General features: G+C 66.0%; 21 protein-coding genes. 7 read left to right on the top strand and 14 right to left on the bottom strand.

Features of this window, described 5'->3' with window-relative positions:
- Window positions 1-26: 26 nt before the first annotated feature.
- Together IB259_RS20955 and IB259_RS20950 are read left to right on the top strand one after the other, a co-directional pair.
- A complete protein-coding gene (locus IB259_RS20955) occupies window positions 27-1,466 on the top strand; it encodes a PLP-dependent aminotransferase family protein (protein WP_192330040.1) in 1,440 nt (479 codons plus the stop codon).
- Window positions 1,463-2,026, top strand: coding sequence for a DedA family protein (locus IB259_RS20950; protein ID WP_054451038.1), 564 nt, complete (start codon window positions 1,463-1,465; stop codon window positions 2,024-2,026). Before IB259_RS20955 ends, IB259_RS20950 begins: the two co-directional genes overlap by 4 nt.
- A 6-nt stretch (window positions 2,027-2,032) precedes the next feature.
- Here IB259_RS20950 and IB259_RS20945 read toward each other — a convergent pair whose 3' ends face one another.
- Both IB259_RS20945 and IB259_RS20940 read right to left on the bottom strand, forming a co-directional pair.
- Window positions 2,033-2,260, bottom strand: coding sequence for a hypothetical protein (locus tag IB259_RS20945; RefSeq protein ID WP_223283424.1), 228 nt, complete (start codon window positions 2,258-2,260; stop codon window positions 2,033-2,035).
- 244 nt (window positions 2,261-2,504) lie between these two features.
- Window positions 2,505-2,750 carry a hypothetical protein gene (locus IB259_RS20940; RefSeq protein WP_054451036.1) on the bottom strand — a complete coding sequence of 82 codons (246 nt, stop codon included), beginning with the start codon at window positions 2,748-2,750 and terminating at the stop codon, window positions 2,505-2,507.
- Window positions 2,751-2,934: 184 nt separating this feature from the next.
- Between IB259_RS20940 and IB259_RS20935 the strand changes: the two genes are divergently transcribed.
- The 5 genes from IB259_RS20935 (at window position 2,935) to IB259_RS20915 (ending at window position 6,600) form a co-directional block, all read left to right on the top strand.
- Window positions 2,935-3,540, top strand: a complete 606-nt coding sequence (locus IB259_RS20935) for a hypothetical protein (protein WP_192330038.1) — start codon at window positions 2,935-2,937, stop codon at window positions 3,538-3,540.
- 109 nt (window positions 3,541-3,649) lie between these two features.
- A complete protein-coding gene (locus IB259_RS20930) occupies window positions 3,650-4,108 on the top strand; it encodes an Lrp/AsnC family transcriptional regulator (RefSeq protein WP_054451034.1) in 459 nt (152 codons plus the stop codon).
- A gap of 42 nt (window positions 4,109-4,150) precedes the next feature.
- Window positions 4,151-4,459: a hypothetical protein gene (locus IB259_RS20925; protein WP_054451033.1), complete on the top strand. Its 309-nt coding sequence runs from the start codon at window positions 4,151-4,153 to the stop codon at window positions 4,457-4,459.
- Window positions 4,460-4,505: 46 nt separating this feature from the next.
- A complete protein-coding gene (gene pdxA / locus IB259_RS20920; RefSeq protein WP_082400687.1) occupies window positions 4,506-5,486 on the top strand; it encodes a 4-hydroxythreonine-4-phosphate dehydrogenase PdxA in 981 nt (326 codons plus the stop codon).
- 136 nt (window positions 5,487-5,622) lie between these two features.
- Entirely contained in the window at window positions 5,623-6,600 is a 978-nt protein-coding gene (locus IB259_RS20915) for a bile acid:sodium symporter family protein (protein ID WP_054451031.1), read from the top strand.
- Window positions 6,601-6,664: 64 nt separating this feature from the next.
- On the opposite strand, the gene IB259_RS20910 is transcribed toward IB259_RS20915, so the two are convergent.
- The 12 genes from IB259_RS20910 to IB259_RS20855 form a co-directional block, all read right to left on the bottom strand.
- Entirely contained in the window at window positions 6,665-8,047 is a 1,383-nt protein-coding gene (locus IB259_RS20910; RefSeq protein WP_054451030.1) for a replicative DNA helicase, read from the bottom strand.
- Complete coding sequence (locus IB259_RS20905) at window positions 8,044-8,883, bottom strand: hypothetical protein (protein WP_054451029.1); 840 nt, start codon at window positions 8,881-8,883, stop codon at window positions 8,044-8,046. Before IB259_RS20905 ends, IB259_RS20910 begins: the two co-directional genes overlap by 4 nt.
- A 127-nt stretch (window positions 8,884-9,010) precedes the next feature.
- Window positions 9,011-9,466: a 50S ribosomal protein L9 gene (rplI, locus tag IB259_RS20900; RefSeq protein WP_054451028.1), complete on the bottom strand. Its 456-nt coding sequence runs from the start codon at window positions 9,464-9,466 to the stop codon at window positions 9,011-9,013.
- Between the two features lie 14 nt (window positions 9,467-9,480).
- On the bottom strand, window positions 9,481-9,753 hold the full coding sequence (gene rpsR, locus IB259_RS20895) for a 30S ribosomal protein S18 (protein WP_006218308.1): 273 nt from the start codon (window positions 9,751-9,753) through the stop codon (window positions 9,481-9,483).
- A 110-nt stretch (window positions 9,754-9,863) separates the two neighbouring features.
- Window positions 9,864-10,187, bottom strand: a complete 324-nt coding sequence (gene priB / locus IB259_RS20890) for a primosomal replication protein N (protein ID WP_054451027.1) — start codon at window positions 10,185-10,187, stop codon at window positions 9,864-9,866.
- 51 nt (window positions 10,188-10,238) lie between these two features.
- Window positions 10,239-10,616, bottom strand: a complete 378-nt coding sequence (gene rpsF / locus IB259_RS20885; RefSeq protein WP_013392507.1) for a 30S ribosomal protein S6 — start codon at window positions 10,614-10,616, stop codon at window positions 10,239-10,241.
- Between the two features lie 192 nt (window positions 10,617-10,808).
- Window positions 10,809-11,732 carry a DUF817 domain-containing protein gene (locus IB259_RS20880; protein WP_119450556.1) on the bottom strand — a complete coding sequence of 308 codons (924 nt, stop codon included), beginning with the start codon at window positions 11,730-11,732 and terminating at the stop codon, window positions 10,809-10,811.
- A 7-nt stretch (window positions 11,733-11,739) separates the two neighbouring features.
- Window positions 11,740-12,537 (bottom strand): GTP cyclohydrolase FolE2, encoded by a 798-nt coding sequence (gene folE2, locus IB259_RS20875; protein ID WP_054451025.1) that lies wholly within the window; start codon window positions 12,535-12,537, stop codon window positions 11,740-11,742.
- A 193-nt stretch (window positions 12,538-12,730) separates the two neighbouring features.
- Entirely contained in the window at window positions 12,731-14,593 is a 1,863-nt protein-coding gene (dxs, locus tag IB259_RS20870) for a 1-deoxy-D-xylulose-5-phosphate synthase (protein WP_059379250.1), read from the bottom strand.
- 53 nt (window positions 14,594-14,646) lie between these two features.
- A complete protein-coding gene (locus tag IB259_RS20865) occupies window positions 14,647-15,558 on the bottom strand; it encodes a polyprenyl synthetase family protein (protein WP_054451023.1) in 912 nt (303 codons plus the stop codon).
- Window positions 15,559-15,565: 7 nt separating this feature from the next.
- Entirely contained in the window at window positions 15,566-15,832 is a 267-nt protein-coding gene (locus tag IB259_RS20860) for an exodeoxyribonuclease VII small subunit (protein ID WP_054451022.1), read from the bottom strand.
- Window positions 15,833-15,924: 92 nt separating this feature from the next.
- Window positions 15,925-16,779, bottom strand: a complete 855-nt coding sequence (locus IB259_RS20855) for an IclR family transcriptional regulator (protein WP_175181706.1) — start codon at window positions 16,777-16,779, stop codon at window positions 15,925-15,927.
- Window positions 16,780-16,821: the final 42 nt, after the last annotated feature.

The raw sequence follows: 16,821 nt of genomic DNA, 5'->3' as shown, positions 1-16,821 counted from the left end.
CCAACCTCGGGGAGCATGATCGGCGCATGGATCCGCAACCGCTCTATCTACGCCTGGCCAACCATTACCGGCGCGCCATCCAGACCGGCGTGCTGGCGCCCGCCCAGCGCATGCCCTCGGTCCGCACGCTAGTGCGCACCCACCACGTCAGCCTGTCCACGGCCTTGCAGGCCTGCCGCCAGCTGGAAGACGACGGCCTGATCGAAGCGCGGCCCCGCTCGGGCTACTTCGTGCTCAAGCCCCGCCGCAACACCATCCCGCCCGTGGACGAGCCGGACATCCGCCAGGCACTGGGCGCGGCGCAATACGTAGGCATCCACGATCGGGTCTCGGACTTCGTGGCCAAGTGCGAAGCGCATCCGGTCAGCGCCAACTTCGCCCTGGCCGCGGCAGTGCCCGAAGCCTATCCGCTGGAAGAACTTAAGCAGGCCATGATCCGCGCTCTGCGCCAGTCGCCGCAGGTGCTGGTCAGCCCGGTCCCGCCGCAGGGCCATCCGGACCTGCGCACCGTGCTCGCCCGCCGCGCACTGGCCAACGGCATCAACGCCACGCCGGACGACGTCATCGTCACGCATGGCTGCATCGAGGCGCTGAACCTGGCGCTGCGCGCGGTGGCGCGGCCAGGCGACACAATCGCGGTCGAATCGCCCGCCTACTTCGGCCTGCTGCAGATCCTGGAAAGCCTGGGCATGCGGGCGCTGGAGATTCCCACCAGCCCGCAGCACGGCCTGTCGATCGAAGCGCTGGACCTGGCGTTCCAGACCCACGGCAACATCCGCGCCGTGGTGGTGGTGCCCAATTTCCAGAACCCGCTGGGCTGCGTCATGCCCGACGCGGAAAAGGCGCGGCTGGTTGCGCTGTGCGAACGCCAGCAGGTGCCCCTGATCGAAGACGACACCTACGGCGCGCTGACGGACGACGACACGCCGCTGGCCGCCGCCAAGTCCTGGGACGCAACCGGCAACGTCATCTATTGTTCGTCCATGCACAAGACGCTGGCGCCCGGCATGCGCCTGGGCTGGCTGCTGGGCGGCCGCTGGAAGACCCGCATCGCCATGCTGAAGTTCGCGCAGAGCCGGCCCAACGAACCATTGGCGCAAATTGCCGTGGCCGAGTTCATGGGCTCGCGCGCCTACGACCGCCATCTGTCGCGCCTGCGCCGGCACCTGAAGATGCAGCGCGACCAGACGGCCGAGACCATCGCTGCGCACTTCCCTTCCGGCACCCGCCTGAGCGTGCCGCAGGGCGGCATGCTGCTTTGGGTGGAGATGCCCGACGGACGCTCGGGCATGGACGTGTTCGAAGCCGCGCTCCGGCAAGGCATACGGGTCGCGCCGGGCGCCATGTTCTCCAATGGCACACGCTACAACCATTTCCTGCGCATCAGCTGCGGACAACGCACCACGCCCGAGATCACCGCTGCGCTGCAAACGCTCGCGCGCATCGTGGGCGAGCGGCCCAGATGAATCCCGCCCTGCACCAGTTCATCGTCGACTACGGCCTGTGGGCGGTGCTGGCCGGCACGCTGCTCGAAGGCGAAAGCGTGGTCGTTTTCGCCGGCTTCCTCGCACACCAGCACCTGCTGCACCTGCCCTATGTGGTGCTGTGCGCGTTCGCCGGTTCATTCCTTGCGGACCAGGCCCTGTTCCTGCTGGGCCGCCGCTATCGCGATCATCGCTATGTCCGGCGCATCCGCGAGAAGCCCGCTTTCGAAAAGGCCTTGGCCGCGGTGGACCGCTATCCGCACGGCTTCATCCTGAGCCTGCGTTTCTTGTACGGCCTGCGCACGGTGGGGCCAGTGGCGCTGGGCGTGTCGAATGTGCCGCCGCTGCGCTTCCTGGTGCTCAACGCCATCGCCGCCGCCATCTGGGCGGTGTGCTTCAGCACCCTGGGCTATCTGTTCGGCCAGACGATCGAATCCATGCTGGGACGCCTGCACGGCGTCGAGACCAAGCTGGCCGTGGCCATCGCGATCGGCGTGCTCATCTGGCTGGCTTATCACCTGCTGGGCAGGCGCCGCAAATAACTGCGCTCAGACCACCAGCTTGCCGCTGGCGCGCAGCACATAACGGCGCCGCGCGTTGCGGTACCAGCGGCCCACCAGGGGCAAGCGCGCCAGGCGGCGCAGGATGGGGTGGCGCTGGTCGAAGTCGTGCCAGGCCTTGAAGCCATGCCCCATGCGCTCCCAGCTCTGGCGCGCCTCGGGGGAAAGTTTGCCGGGGTCGAACGCCGCCAGCTTTGCTGCTTCCGAGACGCGCATCGCGATCGATCCGCCCCGGCATTCCAATGAATACTGATTCCGCATGGGGCCGCATATTACCCGGCTTGCGTGACCTGCGGCAGCGTGCAGCAAACGCTGCCGCAGCGAGCAAATGGAGCCAGCTTTGACCGCCCCATGCAAGCCTTTGTAATTAAAGGAAAATGAACATCTATGCCCGCACTATCCCAAGGCTTGTCCACAGAAGTTGTGGGTAACTCCCGCAAGCCTGGACCCGCAAGCCAGCCTATTTCAAGGCGCCCAGAATCATGTCGCGCACGCTCTCGAAACCGGCCACGTACTGCGGATTCTCGGAGCGGGCCAGCAGGCTGGAATAGTTCTGTTCGAGCTGGGCTTCGATGGCCTCGCGCAGGCCGGGAGAAGCCTTGGCCAGATGCAGCATCGACAGCACGGTCGAATTCAGCGCATCGATGCGGCCGCCTTGATGCGAAATGGTATGCACGATGACGGCGATTTGTTCCTGGATGTCCATGTGTAAGCCTCCTGGCATTGAAGTCGGCGCAAATCCTAGCACGGCGCCACGCCGGCCCATGCTAGGCAAGCCCTGCGCGCCGCGCTAGCATGAAGCGTAGCCGCAGAGGCACGGCGGCGCACGTCACCGGCTCCGTCTCCAGGGCTGCGCGCCCGCGAGCATCCGGTGCAACCGGAGGCCTCCGATGAAGACGATCCAGAACTACGTTGCGCCGGACGCCCAGTCCATGCGGCGCCTGCAGGACCGGCTGGGATACAGCGACGCGCGCATGGCGGAGCTGGCCGGACTCGACGCAGCCATTCCCTGGCACAGTTTCATCGGCGGCCCCGAACCGCGCTCGCTGGGCCGCCAGCGCCTGTTCTACGTGGCGGCCCGCCTCACCTTGGACGAAGCGCAATGGCAACGCGTGCTGGCGGCCATGCATGACCTGGGCGCGCGTTTCGATTATCAGGACACCCGGCATCCCGACGCCCTGCCTACGCCGGAACCCGTCGCCGACGAAGAGCGCAAGTTCGGCATGTTGCTGGTCAGCCGTAACGGCTCCTTCCACGAAATGGAGCAGTTGCGCGAATTCGCGCATTTCGCGCACGAGGCCGATGTCAGCCGCTATGTGCATTCGGCCTTCTACGATAGCGACATCGATCTGTGCCGCTTCAGCTTCGCCGACCACGACGGCCTGGACGATGCCAGCCGCGACCGCATCTTCGATGCCGCGCGCAAAACCATCACGCGCTTCGAGTTCGACGGGCGCATCTATCAAGGCGGCATTCCGCCCGAATCCGATGGCTAGCGCCCGGCGCCATGCTGGCGTGCGAGGGCCGGCTGCGCATTGACGCGGGCAGGCCCGGGCCTGTACCGTCGGCACTCGCGCCCTCTCGCTCCATGCCGCCCATTTCCGTATGAACGAACGACTCGACGCCATCGACCGGCAACTGCTCAGCCTGCTGCAAGCCAATGCGCGCGAACCCGCGGCCATCCTGGCGCGCAAGCTCGGCCTGGCCCGTACCACGGTGGTGGCGCGCATTGCGCGGCTCGAACGCGAGCACATCGTGGCGGGCTATGGCGTGCGCCTGGGGCGCTTGCTGGAAGAAGCGGCGGTGCGCGCCTATTGCTTCATCAGCGTGCTGCCCAAGACTCCCGCCGCGGTCATACGCGAACTGGAGAAGATGCCCGAAGTCGAGGAGGTCTCCTCGGTCAGCGGCCCCTACGATTACCTCATCTTCCTGCGATGCGAAACCCACGAACAGCTGGACGAACTGCTGGACCGCATCGGCCTGATCGACGGGGTCAAGCAGACCCAGACTTCCATCGTCCTGAGCCGCAAGCTCGACCGCCGCAGCGCCGTGGCCGCGCCATGAAATGATGGTGTAATTGAGGTAATCGCCATTCCAGGACGCCTCATGTTTGCACGCCTTGCCCCCGCCGCCGTATTGCTTGCCCTGCTGACCGCCTGTTCCAGCATGAGCGAGGTCACGCCCGCCGGCAAGGACACCTACAGCGTCACCCACAGCTCCGGCTCGCAGATGATGACCTGGGTGGAAATCAAGAACCAGGCCCTGCTGCGGGCCGAACAGTATTGCCAGTCGATCGACCGCAAGCTGGTCAAGCCCAAGATCACCTCCAACCACGCGACCGGCCTGGGCCCCAAGCGCGCCACCGTGACCTTCGAATGCGGCGTCATCGAGCCGCCCAAGAATTCCTCGAAGTAAGGCGGCGGCCCACCCAGATCCGCAACACAACCTCAGTCCCCGCATCGTGAACACCTCCCTGCCCGTAGGCATCACCATGGGCGATGCCGCCGGCATCGGTCCCGAAATCGTCGTCAAGGCCTACGCGCAAGGCCTGAACGCGCCTTGCGTGGTGTATGGCGATGCGGGCGCGCTGCGCCGCGCCGCCGCCCAGCTGGGCGCAAGGCTGGAGATCGTCGAGGTCGCCGACGTCGGCCAGGCAGCGCCGGGCGCGGACCACATTAACGTCATCGCCTGTAGCCCCGCCCTGCCCGCCGACCTGCCCCTGGGGCAGATCAGCGCGGCCGCGGGACGCGGCGCCTACGATTATGTCTGCGCCGCCATCGACGACGCGCAGGCCGGCCGCATCCGCGCCATCGTCACCGCGCCGCTGAACAAGAAATCCATGCATGCCGCCGGCATCGACTATCCCGGCCACACCGAGATCCTCGCGGAACGCTCGGATACGCAAGACTTCGCGATGATGCTGGCCAACGACGAGTTGCGCGTGCTGCTGGTGACCATACACGTGGCGCTGGCCGACGTGATCGCGCGCATCACGCCGCAGGCGGAACTGACTGCCATGCGGCTGGCCGACCAGGCCTGCCGCCAGATGGGCATCGCCCAGCCGCGCGTCGCGGTCGCGGGCCTGAATCCGCACGCGGGCGAAGGCGGCAAGTTCGGCCGCGAAGACATCGACATCATCGAGCCCGCAATCGCCGCTGCCCGCGCGCAAGGCATAGACGCGAGCGGGCCCTGGCCCGGCGACACGATCTTCATGCGCGCCCGGCGCGGCGAGTTCGATATCGTGGTGGCGCAATACCACGACCAGGGACTCATTCCGGTCAAGTACCTGGGCCTGGACCACGGCGTGAACGTGACGGTAGGCCTGCCTTTCGTGCGTACCAGCGTGGACCACGGCACTGCCTTCGACATCGCGGGCAAGGGCCTGGCCGACCATGCCTCGCTGGTCGCGGCGTTCGACCTGGCGCTGGCCATGACGCCCTGAGCGCCGTGCTGCGGCGCTGCTGCGACCTGCAGCGCTGACAACTGGCTGTCAGGAAGCAAGACGTCCCGGGGACTACAATACTGCCCGTTTACGGCGCCCGCGGCGCTTTCCGTCCGCCCTCCCCCTTCCATCCCTCATGTCACGCCTTGCCCGCCTTCTTCCCGATCGCTTCACCCTCTATCTGATCTGCACCGTCATCATCGCCAGCATCGTGCCCGCTCATGGGCAAGGCGTGGTGGTGTTCGGCTGGATCACCAACATCGCGGTCGGCCTGCTGTTCTTCCTGCACGGCGCGCGCCTGTCGCGCGAGGCCATCATCGCCGGCCTGACGCACTGGAAGCTGCACCTCACGATCTTCTCCGCGACCTTCCTCATGTTCCCGCTGCTGGGCCTGGCGCTCAAGCCGGTGCTGGAACCGCTGGTCACGCCCGAACTCTATCTGGGCATCCTGTTCCTGTGCTGCCTGCCCGCCACGGTGCAATCGGCCATCGCCTTCACCTCGATGGCGCGCGGCAACGTGCCGGCTGCCGTGTGCAGCGCCTCCGCCTCCAGCCTGCTCGGCATCTTCATCACCCCGCTGCTGGTGGGCACGGTGGTCGCCAACGCGGGCAGCGCGCCGATCTCGTTCGACGCCGTCGGCAAGATCATGCTGCAACTGCTGTTGCCCTTCGTGCTGGGCCAGTTCGCCCGTCGCTGGATCGGCGCCTGGGTGCACAAGCGCAAGGCCATGCTGAAGTTCGTCGACCAGGGCTCCATCCTGCTGGTGGTCTACACGGCGTTTTCTGAAGCCATCAACGAAGGCCTGTGGAGTTCGACCCCGATCCCCGCGCTGGCCGGCCTGGTGGTGGCTTGCGCCGTCATCCTGGCGCTGGCGCTGGGTCTGTCGGCCCTTGCCGGCCGCGTGTTCGGCTTCAATGTCGAAGACCGCATCACGCTGCTGTTCTGCGGCTCGAAGAAAAGCCTGGCCAGCGGCATTCCGATGGCGCAGGTGCTGTTCGCCGGCCACGCCGTGGGCGCGATCGTGCTGCCGCTGATGCTGTTCCACCAGATCCAGCTGATGGTGTGCGGCGTGCTGGCCGCGCGCTTCGGCAAGCGTCCCGAGGCGCAAGCCTGAAGCGGGTTCGCAGCTGCAATGAAAAACCGCGCCGAGGCGCGGTTTTTTCTTGGAGCGGACAGGTTCAGTACATGTCGCGCGGCTGCGCGCCCGAGAAGTTCAGGAAGCGCGTGCTGGAGCCCTGGAAGGTCAAACGCACGGAACCAATGGGACCGTTACGCTGCTTGCCGATGATGATCTCGGCGGTGCCCTTGTCCGGCGAATCGGGGTTGTAGACCTCGTCGCGGTAGATGAACAGGATCACGTCCGCGTCCTGTTCGATAGCGCCGGATTCGCGCAGGTCGCTCATCACGGGGCGCTTGTTGGGACGCTGTTCCAGGCTTCGGTTCAGCTGCGACAGCGCGATCAGCGGGCAGTTCAGTTCCTTGGCCAGGCCCTTGAGCGAGCGGCTGATTTCCGACACTTCGGTGGCCCGGTTTTCGCCCGAGCCATTGCCCGACATGAGCTGCAGGTAGTCGATGATGATCAGGCCGAGCTGGCCGCATTGGCGCGCCAGGCGGCGCGCGCGCGCCCGCACTTCCATCGGGCTGAGCGCCGGCGATTCGTCGATGTAGACCTGCGCGTCCTGCATCAGCTGGACTGCGTGGGTCACGCGTGGCCAGTCCTCGGCGATCAGCTTGCCGGTCCGCATGCGATGCTGGTCCAGCAGGCCCACGGAGCCCAGCATACGCATGGCCAGCTGGACCGCGCCCATTTCCATGGAGAACACCGCCACCGGCAGCCCTTCCTCGATGGCGACGTGTTCGCCGATGTTCATCGAGAACGAGGTCTTGCCCATGGACGGGCGGCCGGCCACGATGATCAGGTCGCCGCCCTGCATGCCCGAGGTCATCTTGTCCAGATCGGTGAAGCCCGTGGGCACGCCGGTCACGTCGGAGGTGCTCTCGCGGTGATAGAGCTCGTCGATGCGCTCCACCACCTGCGTCAGCAGCGGCTGGATTTCCTGGAAGCCCGCGGCGCCGCGTGCGCCTTCCTGGGCGATCTGGAACACCTTGGACTCGGCCTCGTCCAGCAGTTGGCGCGCTTCCTTGCCCTGCGGGCTCATGGCGGCCGCGGAGATCTCGTCGGCGATCGCGACCAGCTTGCGCAGCATGGCGCGCTCGCGCACGATCTCGCCATAACGGCGGATGTTGGCGGCCGACGGCGTGTTGTGGGCCAGCGCGTTCAAATAGGCCAGGCCGCCGGCATCCTCGGCCTTGCCGGCGCTGACCAGCGACTCGTGGACGGTGATGACGTCCGCCGGGCGCGCCAGCCCGATCAGGCGGGCAATATGGTGCCAGATAAGCCGGTGGTCGTGCCGGTAGAAATCCTCTTCGACCAGCACGTCGGCGATGCGGTCCCAGGCTGCGTTGTCCAGCAGCAGGCCGCCCAGAACCGACTGTTCCGCCTCGATGGAATGGGGGGGAACGCGCAGGTATTCGAGCTGGGAGTCGGCAGGTGTATTCATGACTTCAATAGTAACGGCTGCAGGATGTCCGCGACGCGGAAGAATCCCTGGATATCGCGCGAGGGCAATCGGCCCAGCACCACGCGCAAGGGCGCGGCAATGCCGCAGAGCACGCGCGCCAGGCGCGTCAGGCGGGCTCGGACCTCGGGGTCGGGGTTGCTTTCGAAATAGACTTCGAACGCCAGTTTACCCAGCGTGCGGGCCACGTCGTCCGGCAATTTACGCAAAGACACCAGAGAGGCCAGCATCTGGAACAGGTCATAGGCCTGGGCCAGCGGGCGCGACAGGGTCGAACCGATGTTCTCTTCGAAATCGATGCGCCACAGCTCGCCGTCCTGCAGGGTGATGTTGCGGATCTGGGCGCCGCCATGCCACATGCCGCGGGCATGGAAAGCGGCCAGATCTGCTGCCGCGGCGCGCGCCAGCCACAAGCGGGACGTCGTGTCCTCGTTGCGGATCAGGTCGGCCAGGTCTTCGCCCACGTATTCCAGCACCAGCAGGCCTTGCTCCTGCCACCAGACCTCGGGCACGCGGCAACCGGCCTTGAGCAGTTGCGCCAGGCGCTGCGACTCGTGCGTCAGGCCGTTGCGCAGCAACACGCCCGGACGTGGAAACTCGCCGAGGAAAATCTTGCATCCCACGCCCAGGAACAGGGCGCGCACATAGCGCAGCGCGTAGCTCACGCCCTGACCGATGCCGGGACGGCGGCGCTTGATGATGCAGCGCACGCCATCTATCGTCACATCCCTCACCGAAGGTTCACGCGACGCATCCACGCTATCCAACCAGGCTCGCAGGCCGGGGGGCGCGTTGTGGTGAACGGGGGGCTGAGTCAAGACGTCCTCTGAGGAATGCGGCGCGGGGCCTGGATCGTGGAGTCCGAAGACTACACGCAATACGCGATGGACAAAAAGAAAAAAAGCCGGCGCGCGGGCCGGCTTCTTTTTTACTGCGGGTACCGGCTTAGGACAGTTCGCCTTCGACCAGGATCGTCACGTCGACCAGGACGTCGGCGTGCAGGGCAACCTGGGCCGGGAACTCGCCGATCGACTTCAGCTGGCCGTTGGGCAGGCGGATTTGCGCCTTTTCCACGGCTTCGAAGCCGGCCTTGCGCAGGCCTTCAGCGATGTCGGCGTTGGTGACCGAGCCGAACAGGCGGCCGTCGACGCCAGCCTTCTGGACGATCTTCAGCTGGAAGCCGGCGACGCGCTCGCCCAGAGCCTGGGCGGCGGCCAGCTTTTCAGCCTGGGCCTTTTCCAGTTCGGCGCGGCGCGCTTCGAATTCCTTCAGGGCGGCGTCGGTTGCGCGACGGGCCTTGCGCTGGGGAATCAGGAAGTTGCGAGCGTAGCCATCACGCACGCGGACGACTTCGCCGAGGTTACCCAGGTTGACGACTTTTTCGAGCAGAATAACTTGCATTTCAGTGCCCCGGATTAGTTGTGGTTGTCGGTGTAAGGCAACAGGGCCAGGAAGCGCGCGCGCTTGATGGCGGTGTCCAGCTGACGCTGGTAGATTGCCTTGGTGCCGGTCAGGCGAGCCGGGATGATCTTGCCGTTTTCTTGCACGAAGTCGCGCAGGGTGTCCAGATCCTTGTAGTCGATCTCTTCCACGCCGGCAGCGGTGAAGCGGCAGAACTTACGACGCTTGAAGAGCGGGTTCTGCTGCGTGAATTTGCGTTTTTCCTTGCGTTTTCCGAAGAAAGCCATGATATGTGCCTCTTTGTTTGAGGGGGCCGGGTTCTACCCAAAACGGGCCCAAACCCCCATAACCTATCCGTAATCAGAAGGCGCTCATCGCGCCTCTTGCCCAATTCCCTTCAAGCCACCAGCGGATCGCGCCCTGCGCTGCCGCTGATCCTGCGTGCCTGCTGCAAATGCAGCTTGACCTTCACCGAGTCCTTGCGGGTGGGAGCCAGAAACCCCTGCACCAGCAATTCGGACCCTAGCGCGGTGTCCTTCAGCAGCAACGCCAGATCGCCCAGTGCCACGGCCGCGATAGTCAGTTCGACGCGGCGCGGGTGGCCTGCTTCGATGACTTCGGACTCGTGCGCCAGCACCATTTCCAGTGCGGGCAAACCGGCGGGAGTGTGGCGCAAAGGCTCGCATTCGAGAACGCGGGCGCTGAGTTCCAGCTTGTTCATCCTGCCAGGCACCGAGGGGACTTCATGGGATGAGCTCTGCGTGAGCCCTGCTTACTCGGCCTGAGCCGGCGCTGCTGCTTCAGCCGAAGCCTTGCGGGCTTCTTCGCGTTCGACCGACTTCATCATGATCGAGGGCGTGGCTTGAGCCTTCTTGGTCTTGATGACCAGGTGGCGCAGAACGGCGTCGTTGTAGCGGAACGAGTGTTCCAGCTCATCCAGCGTGGCTTGGCCGCACTCGATGTTCAGGCAGACGTAGTGAGCCTTGACGAGCTTCTGGATCGGGTAGGCCAGTTGACGGCGACCCCAGTCTTCCAGGCGGTGAACCGAGCCGCCTTGGCCCGTGACCAGCGCTTGGTAACGCTCGACCATGGCGGGCACTTGCTCGCTTTGGTCGGGGTGAACGATAAACACCACTTCGTAGTGACGCATGAGTAAAACTCCTTGAGGATGTCTCGCTGGCCGACCGTCCTGCGCCCCCGCTTTCCATCAGGGGCGGATCGCAATATGCATCTTGAACAGTGGCCCGCAAGGGGCAGCCCGCTACCCAAAAACCATGGGCGGTCGAGCAAGAAAGCTCTCGATTATCACCGATTGAGCGGTCAGACGCAAGCCAGAGGCAGGTCAGGAAATAAGGGACGGACTATTTCCATCGCCCTGCCCCGCCTGCCGAGGCAAATCGGCAACATCGATTTCCTGGGGACGGTTGACCACGCCGACCATCACGTAGCTGATGATCATCAGCAGGAACCATGAGCCCAGCTTGGCGATGGACACGAGTTGCCAGCCCTGCGACTGGTTTGGATAGCGCCAGGCGTTGGCGAAGGTGCCGATGTTCTCGGCGAACCAGATGAACAGGGCCACCAGCACGAAACCCAGCAGCAGCGGCATGCGGCGGTAGACTCGCCAAATGCGGAAATACACCCAGGTGCGGGCGAACAGGATGGCGGTCAGCGCGAACAGCGCCCACCGGATATCCATGATGTAGTGGTGCGCGAAGAAGTTCAGGTAGATCAGCACCGACAGCGCCACGCAGGCCGCCAGCGGCGGATGCGCGCGGAAGCGGAAGTCGAACAGGCGCCAGACGCGGGCGAGATAGCTGCCCACCGCCGCGTACATGAAGCCCGTGAACAGCGGCACGCCGCCGATGCGCAGCACGCTGGCCTCGGGATAGATCCACGAACCCGCGGCGGTCTTGAACACTTCCATGCCCGTGCCCACCACATGGAACAGCAGGATCACGCGGGCTTCGCTCCAGGTTTCCATGCGCAGCGCCAGCAGCAGCGCCTGGATGCCCAGCGCGGCCAGGGTCAGGAAGTCGTAGCGGGCCAGCGCGGCGTCTTTCGGATACCACCAGTGCGTGCCCAGCAGCAGCGCGCACATCAGGCCGCCGAAAAGGCAGGCCCAGGCCTGCTTCACGCCAAAGCGGAAGAACTCGTAAAGGGCCACGCCAAAACGGCCGCGGCCGGCCAGATTGCTGGCCAGCCGCGATTCCCACTCCTGCAGCCCCGCGATGAGCGGCCAGTCATTGGCCGCCGGATGGCTCACGGAAAGCTCAGCCTTCCACGACGGCGTAGGCCGAGTGGTTGTGGATGGATTCGAAGTTCTCGGCTTCCACGCGGTAGCGGGCGATGCCGGGATGCGCGTTCAGGCGGGCAGCCACGTCGCGCACCAGGTCCTCGACGAACTTGGGATTGTCGTAGGCGCGCTCGGTGACGTACTTCTCGTCCGGGCGCTTGAGCAGGCCCCACAGTTCGCACGAGCCTTCTTCTTCGATCAGGCGGATGACGCCGTCCATGCCGATGTCGGCATTCAGGATGGCCGACACCGTGACGTGCGAGCGCTGGTTGTGCGCGCCGTATTCGGAGATGGCCTTGGAGCAGGGACAGAGGCTGGTGACGGGCACCTGCACGATCAACTCGAACTCGACCTCGTCGCCCTGGGCGCGGGCGATCCATTGCACTTCGTAGTCCAACAGGCTTTGCACACCGGAAATCGGGGCGGACTTGTTGATGAAGTACGGGAAGGCGGCGGTGATGTCGCCGCGCTCGGCATGCAGCAGCGGCAGCATGTCGGCAGCCATGGCGCGGAACAGGGTCGGCGTCATGGGGATGCTGCGGTACTTTTCCAGCAGGGCCACGAAGCGGGACATGTGCGTCCCTTTTTCTTCGGGCGGCAGCGCCACCGTGAGCGTCCAGTTGGCCACGGTGCCTTGGGGCGAGCCGTCGCCGCTTTCAATCAACATGGGGTGGCGCACGCCACGGATGCCCACGCGCTGAATCGGGATGTGCCGGGTGTCCGCCGAACTCTGGACGTCGGGCATCACGATGGCGGGGTCGATCGGAGAATTCATTTCGGCTTACCTGTCTAGGCAATCAGTCGTGAAAACGCACGGGCCTAGGAATCTTTGAGAAGGGGGCCATTATCGCCCATAGTCCGCGGATCGCCAGGGAAAACCCTTTTATCCGTAGGTTGGCGGGGCCGGAACAGTGTGTTTCATTGCCGCGGACAGTGGCCTGGCCCCTGCCCGCGGAATCGGGCCGGATTCAGCCCAGCAGATCGGCGTAACGGGCGCGGATCGCGCTTTCGATGCCCGCCGCGTCCAGGCCGATGCCGGCCCACAGCGCCGACTGCTCGCCGTGGTCGATGAACTCGTCGGGCAGGCCCAGTTGCAGGACCGGGATCGCAACCCCCGCCGCGCTCAGCGTTTCCAGCACCGCGCTGCCGGCGCCGCCCATGATGGAAGCGTCTTCCAGCGTAACCAGGGCGTCATGGCGGCTGGCCAGGTCGAGGATCAGTTCGCGGTCGATCGGCTTGACGAAGCGCATGTCGGCCACGGTGGCATCGAGCTTTTCAGCCGCGCCCAACGCGGCCTGAAGCAGCATGCCGAAACCCAGGATGGCGATCTTGCGGCCCTCGCGGCGCACCACGCCGCGGCCGAGCTCGACCGTGTCCAGGCCGGGCGCTTCAGCCGCGCCGCAGCCCGCGCCGCGCGGATAGCGCACCGACGCCGGGCCGGGATACTGATAACAGGTCGACAGCAGCAGCCGCGTTTCGTTTTCGTCCGAGGGCGTGGCCACGACCATGTTGGGCACGCAGCGCAGGAAGGCGATGTCGTAATTGCCCGCATGCGTGGCGCCGTCCGCGCCCACCAGGCCGGCGCGGTCCAGCGCGAAGGTCACGTCCAGGTTCTGCAGGGCCACGTCGTGGATGAACTGGTCGTAGCCGCGCTGCATGAAGGTGGAGTAGATCGCGACCACGGGCTTCTGGCCTTCGCAGGCGATGCCCGCAGCGAACGTCACGGCGTGCTGCTCGGCGATGCCCACGTCGAAGTAGCGCTGCGGAAAGCGCTTTTCGAATTCCACCAGCCCGCTGCCCTCGCGCATGGCGGGCGTGATGGCGACCAGGCGCGAATCCTGTTCGGCCATGTCGCACAGCCACTGGCCGAACACCTGCGTGAAGCTGCGCTTGCCCGGCGCCTTCGATTGCTGGATGCCGACGGCCGGATCGAACTTGCCCGGACCGTGGTACAGCACCGGGTCGGCCTCGGCCAGCTTGTAGCCCTGGCCCTTCTTGGTGACCACGTGCAGGAACTGCAGGCCTTCCAGGGCCTTGAGGTTCTGCAGCGTGGGCACCAGCGCGTCCAGGTCGTGCCCGTCGATCGGGCCGACGTAGTTGAAGCCGAATTCCTCGAACAGCGTGGCCGGCGTGACCATGCCCTTGGCATGCTCTTCGAAGCGGCGCGCCAGTTCCAGCACCGGCGGCACGTGTTGCAGCACCGCGCGGCCGACGTTCTTGGCGGCCGCATAGAAGCGGCCCGACATCAGGCGCGCCAGGTAGCGGTTCAGCGCCCCCACTGGCGGCGAGATCGACATGTCGTTGTCGTTCAGGATCACCAGCAGGTTGATGTTGGGCGTGACGCCGGCATTGTTCATGGCTTCGAAGGCCATGCCGGCGGACATCGCGCCGTCGCCGATGATGGCGATGTGCTGGCGCTGCACGCCTGCGTTGCGCGAGGCCACCGCCATGCCCAGCGCCGCCGAGATGGAAGTGGACGAATGCGCGGTGCCGAAGGCGTCGTACTCGGATTCACTGCGCTTGGGGAAACCCGAAATCCCGCCCTGCTGGCGCAGCTTGGCCATGCCGGCGCGGCGGCCAGTCAGGATCTTGTGCGGGTAGGACTGGTGGCCTACGTCCCAGACGATGCGGTCATGCGGCGTGTCGAACACCTGATGCAGGGCCAGGGTGAGCTCGACCGTGCCCAGGTTGGACGACAGGTGCCCGCCCGTTTTGGACACCGATTCCAGCACGAAGCCGCGCAGCTCGTCGGCCAGCTTCTTCAGCTCGCGGCGATCCAGGCGCTTGAGGTCAGCCGGGGATTGAATGCGGTCCAGTAAATCTGTCGTCATGCTTTTATGTGGTTCGTTGGCCCGGCCTGCCTCCAGCCCGGGCTGGTCCCGGTTCAGCGGTCTCGTAGGACGATGAAGTCGGCCAGTTCAGCCAGGCGCGATCCGGCCTCGCCCAGCGGAGCCAGGGCGGCCAGCGCGTCCTCACGCAGTTCCTGGGCGAACGCGCGCGCGCCGTCCAGGCCCAGAAGCGATACATAGGTGGGCTTGTTCTCGGCGGCGTCCTTGCCCGGCGTCTTGCCCAGGCTGGCGCTGTCGGCGGTCACGTCCAGGATGTCGTCGACCACCTGGAAGGCCAGGCCCACCGCCTGCGCGTAGGCGTCCAGCGCCTGGCGCGAGGCCGAACTGGCGCCCGCCACGATGCCGCCCAGGGCCACGCTGCAAGCCAGCATGGCGCCCGTCTTCATGCTGTGCATGGTTTGCAGCTCGTCGCGCGACAGCGCGCGGCCGACGCTGAACAGGTCAATGGCCTGGCCGCCGGCCATGCCCTGGCTGCCGGCGGCGCGCGCCAGCGACTGAGTGGCCTGCACGATCAGCGCGGGCGCGATCGGCATGGAAGCCAGCAGATCGAAGGCCAGCGGTTGCAGCGCATCGCCCGCCAGCATGGCGGTGGCTTCGTCGAACTTCACGTGGGTGGTGGGACGGCCGCGGCGCAGCGTGTCGTCGTCCATGCAGGGCAGATCGTCATGCACCAGCGAATAGGCGTGGATCAGTTCCACCGCCGCGGCGGCGCGGTCCAGCGAGGCCTGCACGGCCAGCACGCTGCCGCTGACGGGGCAGGCCTGCCCCGCCGCGTAGACCAGCGCGGCGCGCACCCGCTTGCCGCCGCCGAGCACGGCGTAGCGCATGGCTTCATGCAGCCGCGCGGGCAACGCGTCCGCCGGGGGGAGCAGATCGTCCAGGACGTCTTCGACGTGCTGGACACGGCCTTGCAACCATTCCGGGAAGGCGAGTTGAATTTGCTTCATCGGGTTCTTATTCGTCATCCAGCGCCGCCGGGTCCAGCGGACGCAGCAAGTCGCCCTCCAGGACCTTGACCTGCTGTTCGGCCTGCGCCAAGCGTTCCTGGCAGACCCGCGTGAGCGCCACGCCGCGCCGGTAGGCGGCCAGCGACTGCTCCAGCGGCAACGAGCCGTCTTCCATGGCCGCTACCAGCGATTCGAGTTCGGCCAGCGCCGTTTCGAAATCCTGGGGCAAGGGACGGTCATCGATCTGCGGATCGGCTTGTGAAGATTTGGCCAAACGGGTCTCCGAGGGCGCTAGGGGTGGATCAATCCGTGAATTGTACGAGATACCCGCAAGGCCGTCGGGCTTGCCGCCGCGCGCGGCGCGTCTCAGGCCGCAGCGCCTGCCAGCCCCGCAATGGCGCCCTGCAGCAGCGGCGCCACGCGCGTACGCAGGTCCGCCTCGGGCAAGAGGCTGGCGGGCCCGCCGCAGCTCATGACGAAGACGCCCTCGCCCGTGATGGAGGCAAACGGCACGGCGACCGCATTGATCCCCGACTGCCATTCGCCGATGGCGTAGCAGCAGCCCGTGTCGCGCAGTTCGGCGCGGGCGCGCTCCATGGCGGCCGCGTCCGGCGCGGTCTCGCCCAGCCGGGCCAACGCGTCGGCGCAGGCCTGGGGCGGCAGGCTGGCCAGGTAGGCCCGGCCCATGGCGCTGTCCAGGCTGGCGCGATAGCCGACGGGCAGGCGCAGGTAGAGCGCCGAAGACCCATGGATGGCCTCGACGTAGGTCATGGCATCGCCATCGAAGGCGCCCAGGGCCACCGCGCCGCCGGTGGCGCGCGCCAGCTCGGTCATCGAGGCCTTGGCCAGTTCGCGCACCTCCAGCCCGGCCAGCAGACCGAAGCCCAGCGCCAGCACGCCATAGCCAGGCGAATATTTGCCGGTGTCCGGGTGATAGCGCAGATAACCCAATTCAGTAAGGGTGTAGGTGATGCGGCTGATGGTGGGCTTGGGCAAACCGGTCAGGCGCGCCAGGTCCAGATTGCCCAAGGCCGTCACGCCATGGCGAAAACAGCGCAGTACATCCAGCCCGCGCGCCAGTGCGGTAATGAAATCAGGCGAGTTGGCGCCCACGCCCGCGCCGGCGGCGCGCTTGCGGCGCGCGGGCAGACTGAGTTCGACCTTGCCGTCCGGTTTGGCGGCGGGATGGGCGATGCGCTTGGCGTCAGAAAAAGATTGCATTTCTATTCGCTTCGTTTTTATAGTTTATTTCGAATAACAAAA

Origin of the sequence: Achromobacter sp. ACM04, from assembly GCF_014851465.1 — a bacterium.
GTDB lineage: Bacteria > Pseudomonadota > Gammaproteobacteria > Burkholderiales > Burkholderiaceae_B > Achromobacter > Achromobacter aegrifaciens.
Note: the sequence above shows the minus strand (reverse complement) of the source record. Positions and strands in the feature narration are given on the sequence as shown.

Coding starts and splice junctions, on each gene's coding strand:
- IB259_RS20955 (WP_192330040.1), top strand. CDS start 27: ATGGATCCGCAACCGCTCTATCTACGCCTGGCCAACCATTACCGGCGC.
- IB259_RS20855 (WP_175181706.1), bottom strand. CDS start 16,779: ATGCAATCTTTTTCTGACGCCAAGCGCATCGCCCATCCCGCCGCCAAA.
- IB259_RS20935 (WP_192330038.1), top strand. CDS start 2,935: ATGAAGACGATCCAGAACTACGTTGCGCCGGACGCCCAGTCCATGCGG.
- priB (WP_054451027.1), bottom strand. CDS start 10,187: ATGAACAAGCTGGAACTCAGCGCCCGCGTTCTCGAATGCGAGCCTTTG.
- IB259_RS20930 (WP_054451034.1), top strand. CDS start 3,650: ATGAACGAACGACTCGACGCCATCGACCGGCAACTGCTCAGCCTGCTG.
- folE2 (WP_054451025.1), bottom strand. CDS start 12,537: ATGAATTCTCCGATCGACCCCGCCATCGTGATGCCCGACGTCCAGAGT.
- IB259_RS20925 (WP_054451033.1), top strand. CDS start 4,151: ATGTTTGCACGCCTTGCCCCCGCCGCCGTATTGCTTGCCCTGCTGACC.
- rpsR (WP_006218308.1), bottom strand. CDS start 9,753: ATGGCTTTCTTCGGAAAACGCAAGGAAAAACGCAAATTCACGCAGCAG.
- IB259_RS20950 (WP_054451038.1), top strand. CDS start 1,463: ATGAATCCCGCCCTGCACCAGTTCATCGTCGACTACGGCCTGTGGGCG.
- IB259_RS20945 (WP_223283424.1), bottom strand. CDS start 2,260: ATGCGCGTCTCGGAAGCAGCAAAGCTGGCGGCGTTCGACCCCGGCAAA.
- IB259_RS20865 (WP_054451023.1), bottom strand. CDS start 15,558: ATGAAGCAAATTCAACTCGCCTTCCCGGAATGGTTGCAAGGCCGTGTC.
- IB259_RS20910 (WP_054451030.1), bottom strand. CDS start 8,047: ATGAATACACCTGCCGACTCCCAGCTCGAATACCTGCGCGTTCCCCCC.
- IB259_RS20915 (WP_054451031.1), top strand. CDS start 5,623: ATGTCACGCCTTGCCCGCCTTCTTCCCGATCGCTTCACCCTCTATCTG.
- rpsF (WP_013392507.1), bottom strand. CDS start 10,616: ATGCGTCACTACGAAGTGGTGTTTATCGTTCACCCCGACCAAAGCGAG.
- IB259_RS20940 (WP_054451036.1), bottom strand. CDS start 2,750: ATGGACATCCAGGAACAAATCGCCGTCATCGTGCATACCATTTCGCAT.
- dxs (WP_059379250.1), bottom strand. CDS start 14,593: ATGACGACAGATTTACTGGACCGCATTCAATCCCCGGCTGACCTCAAG.
- rplI (WP_054451028.1), bottom strand. CDS start 9,466: ATGCAAGTTATTCTGCTCGAAAAAGTCGTCAACCTGGGTAACCTCGGC.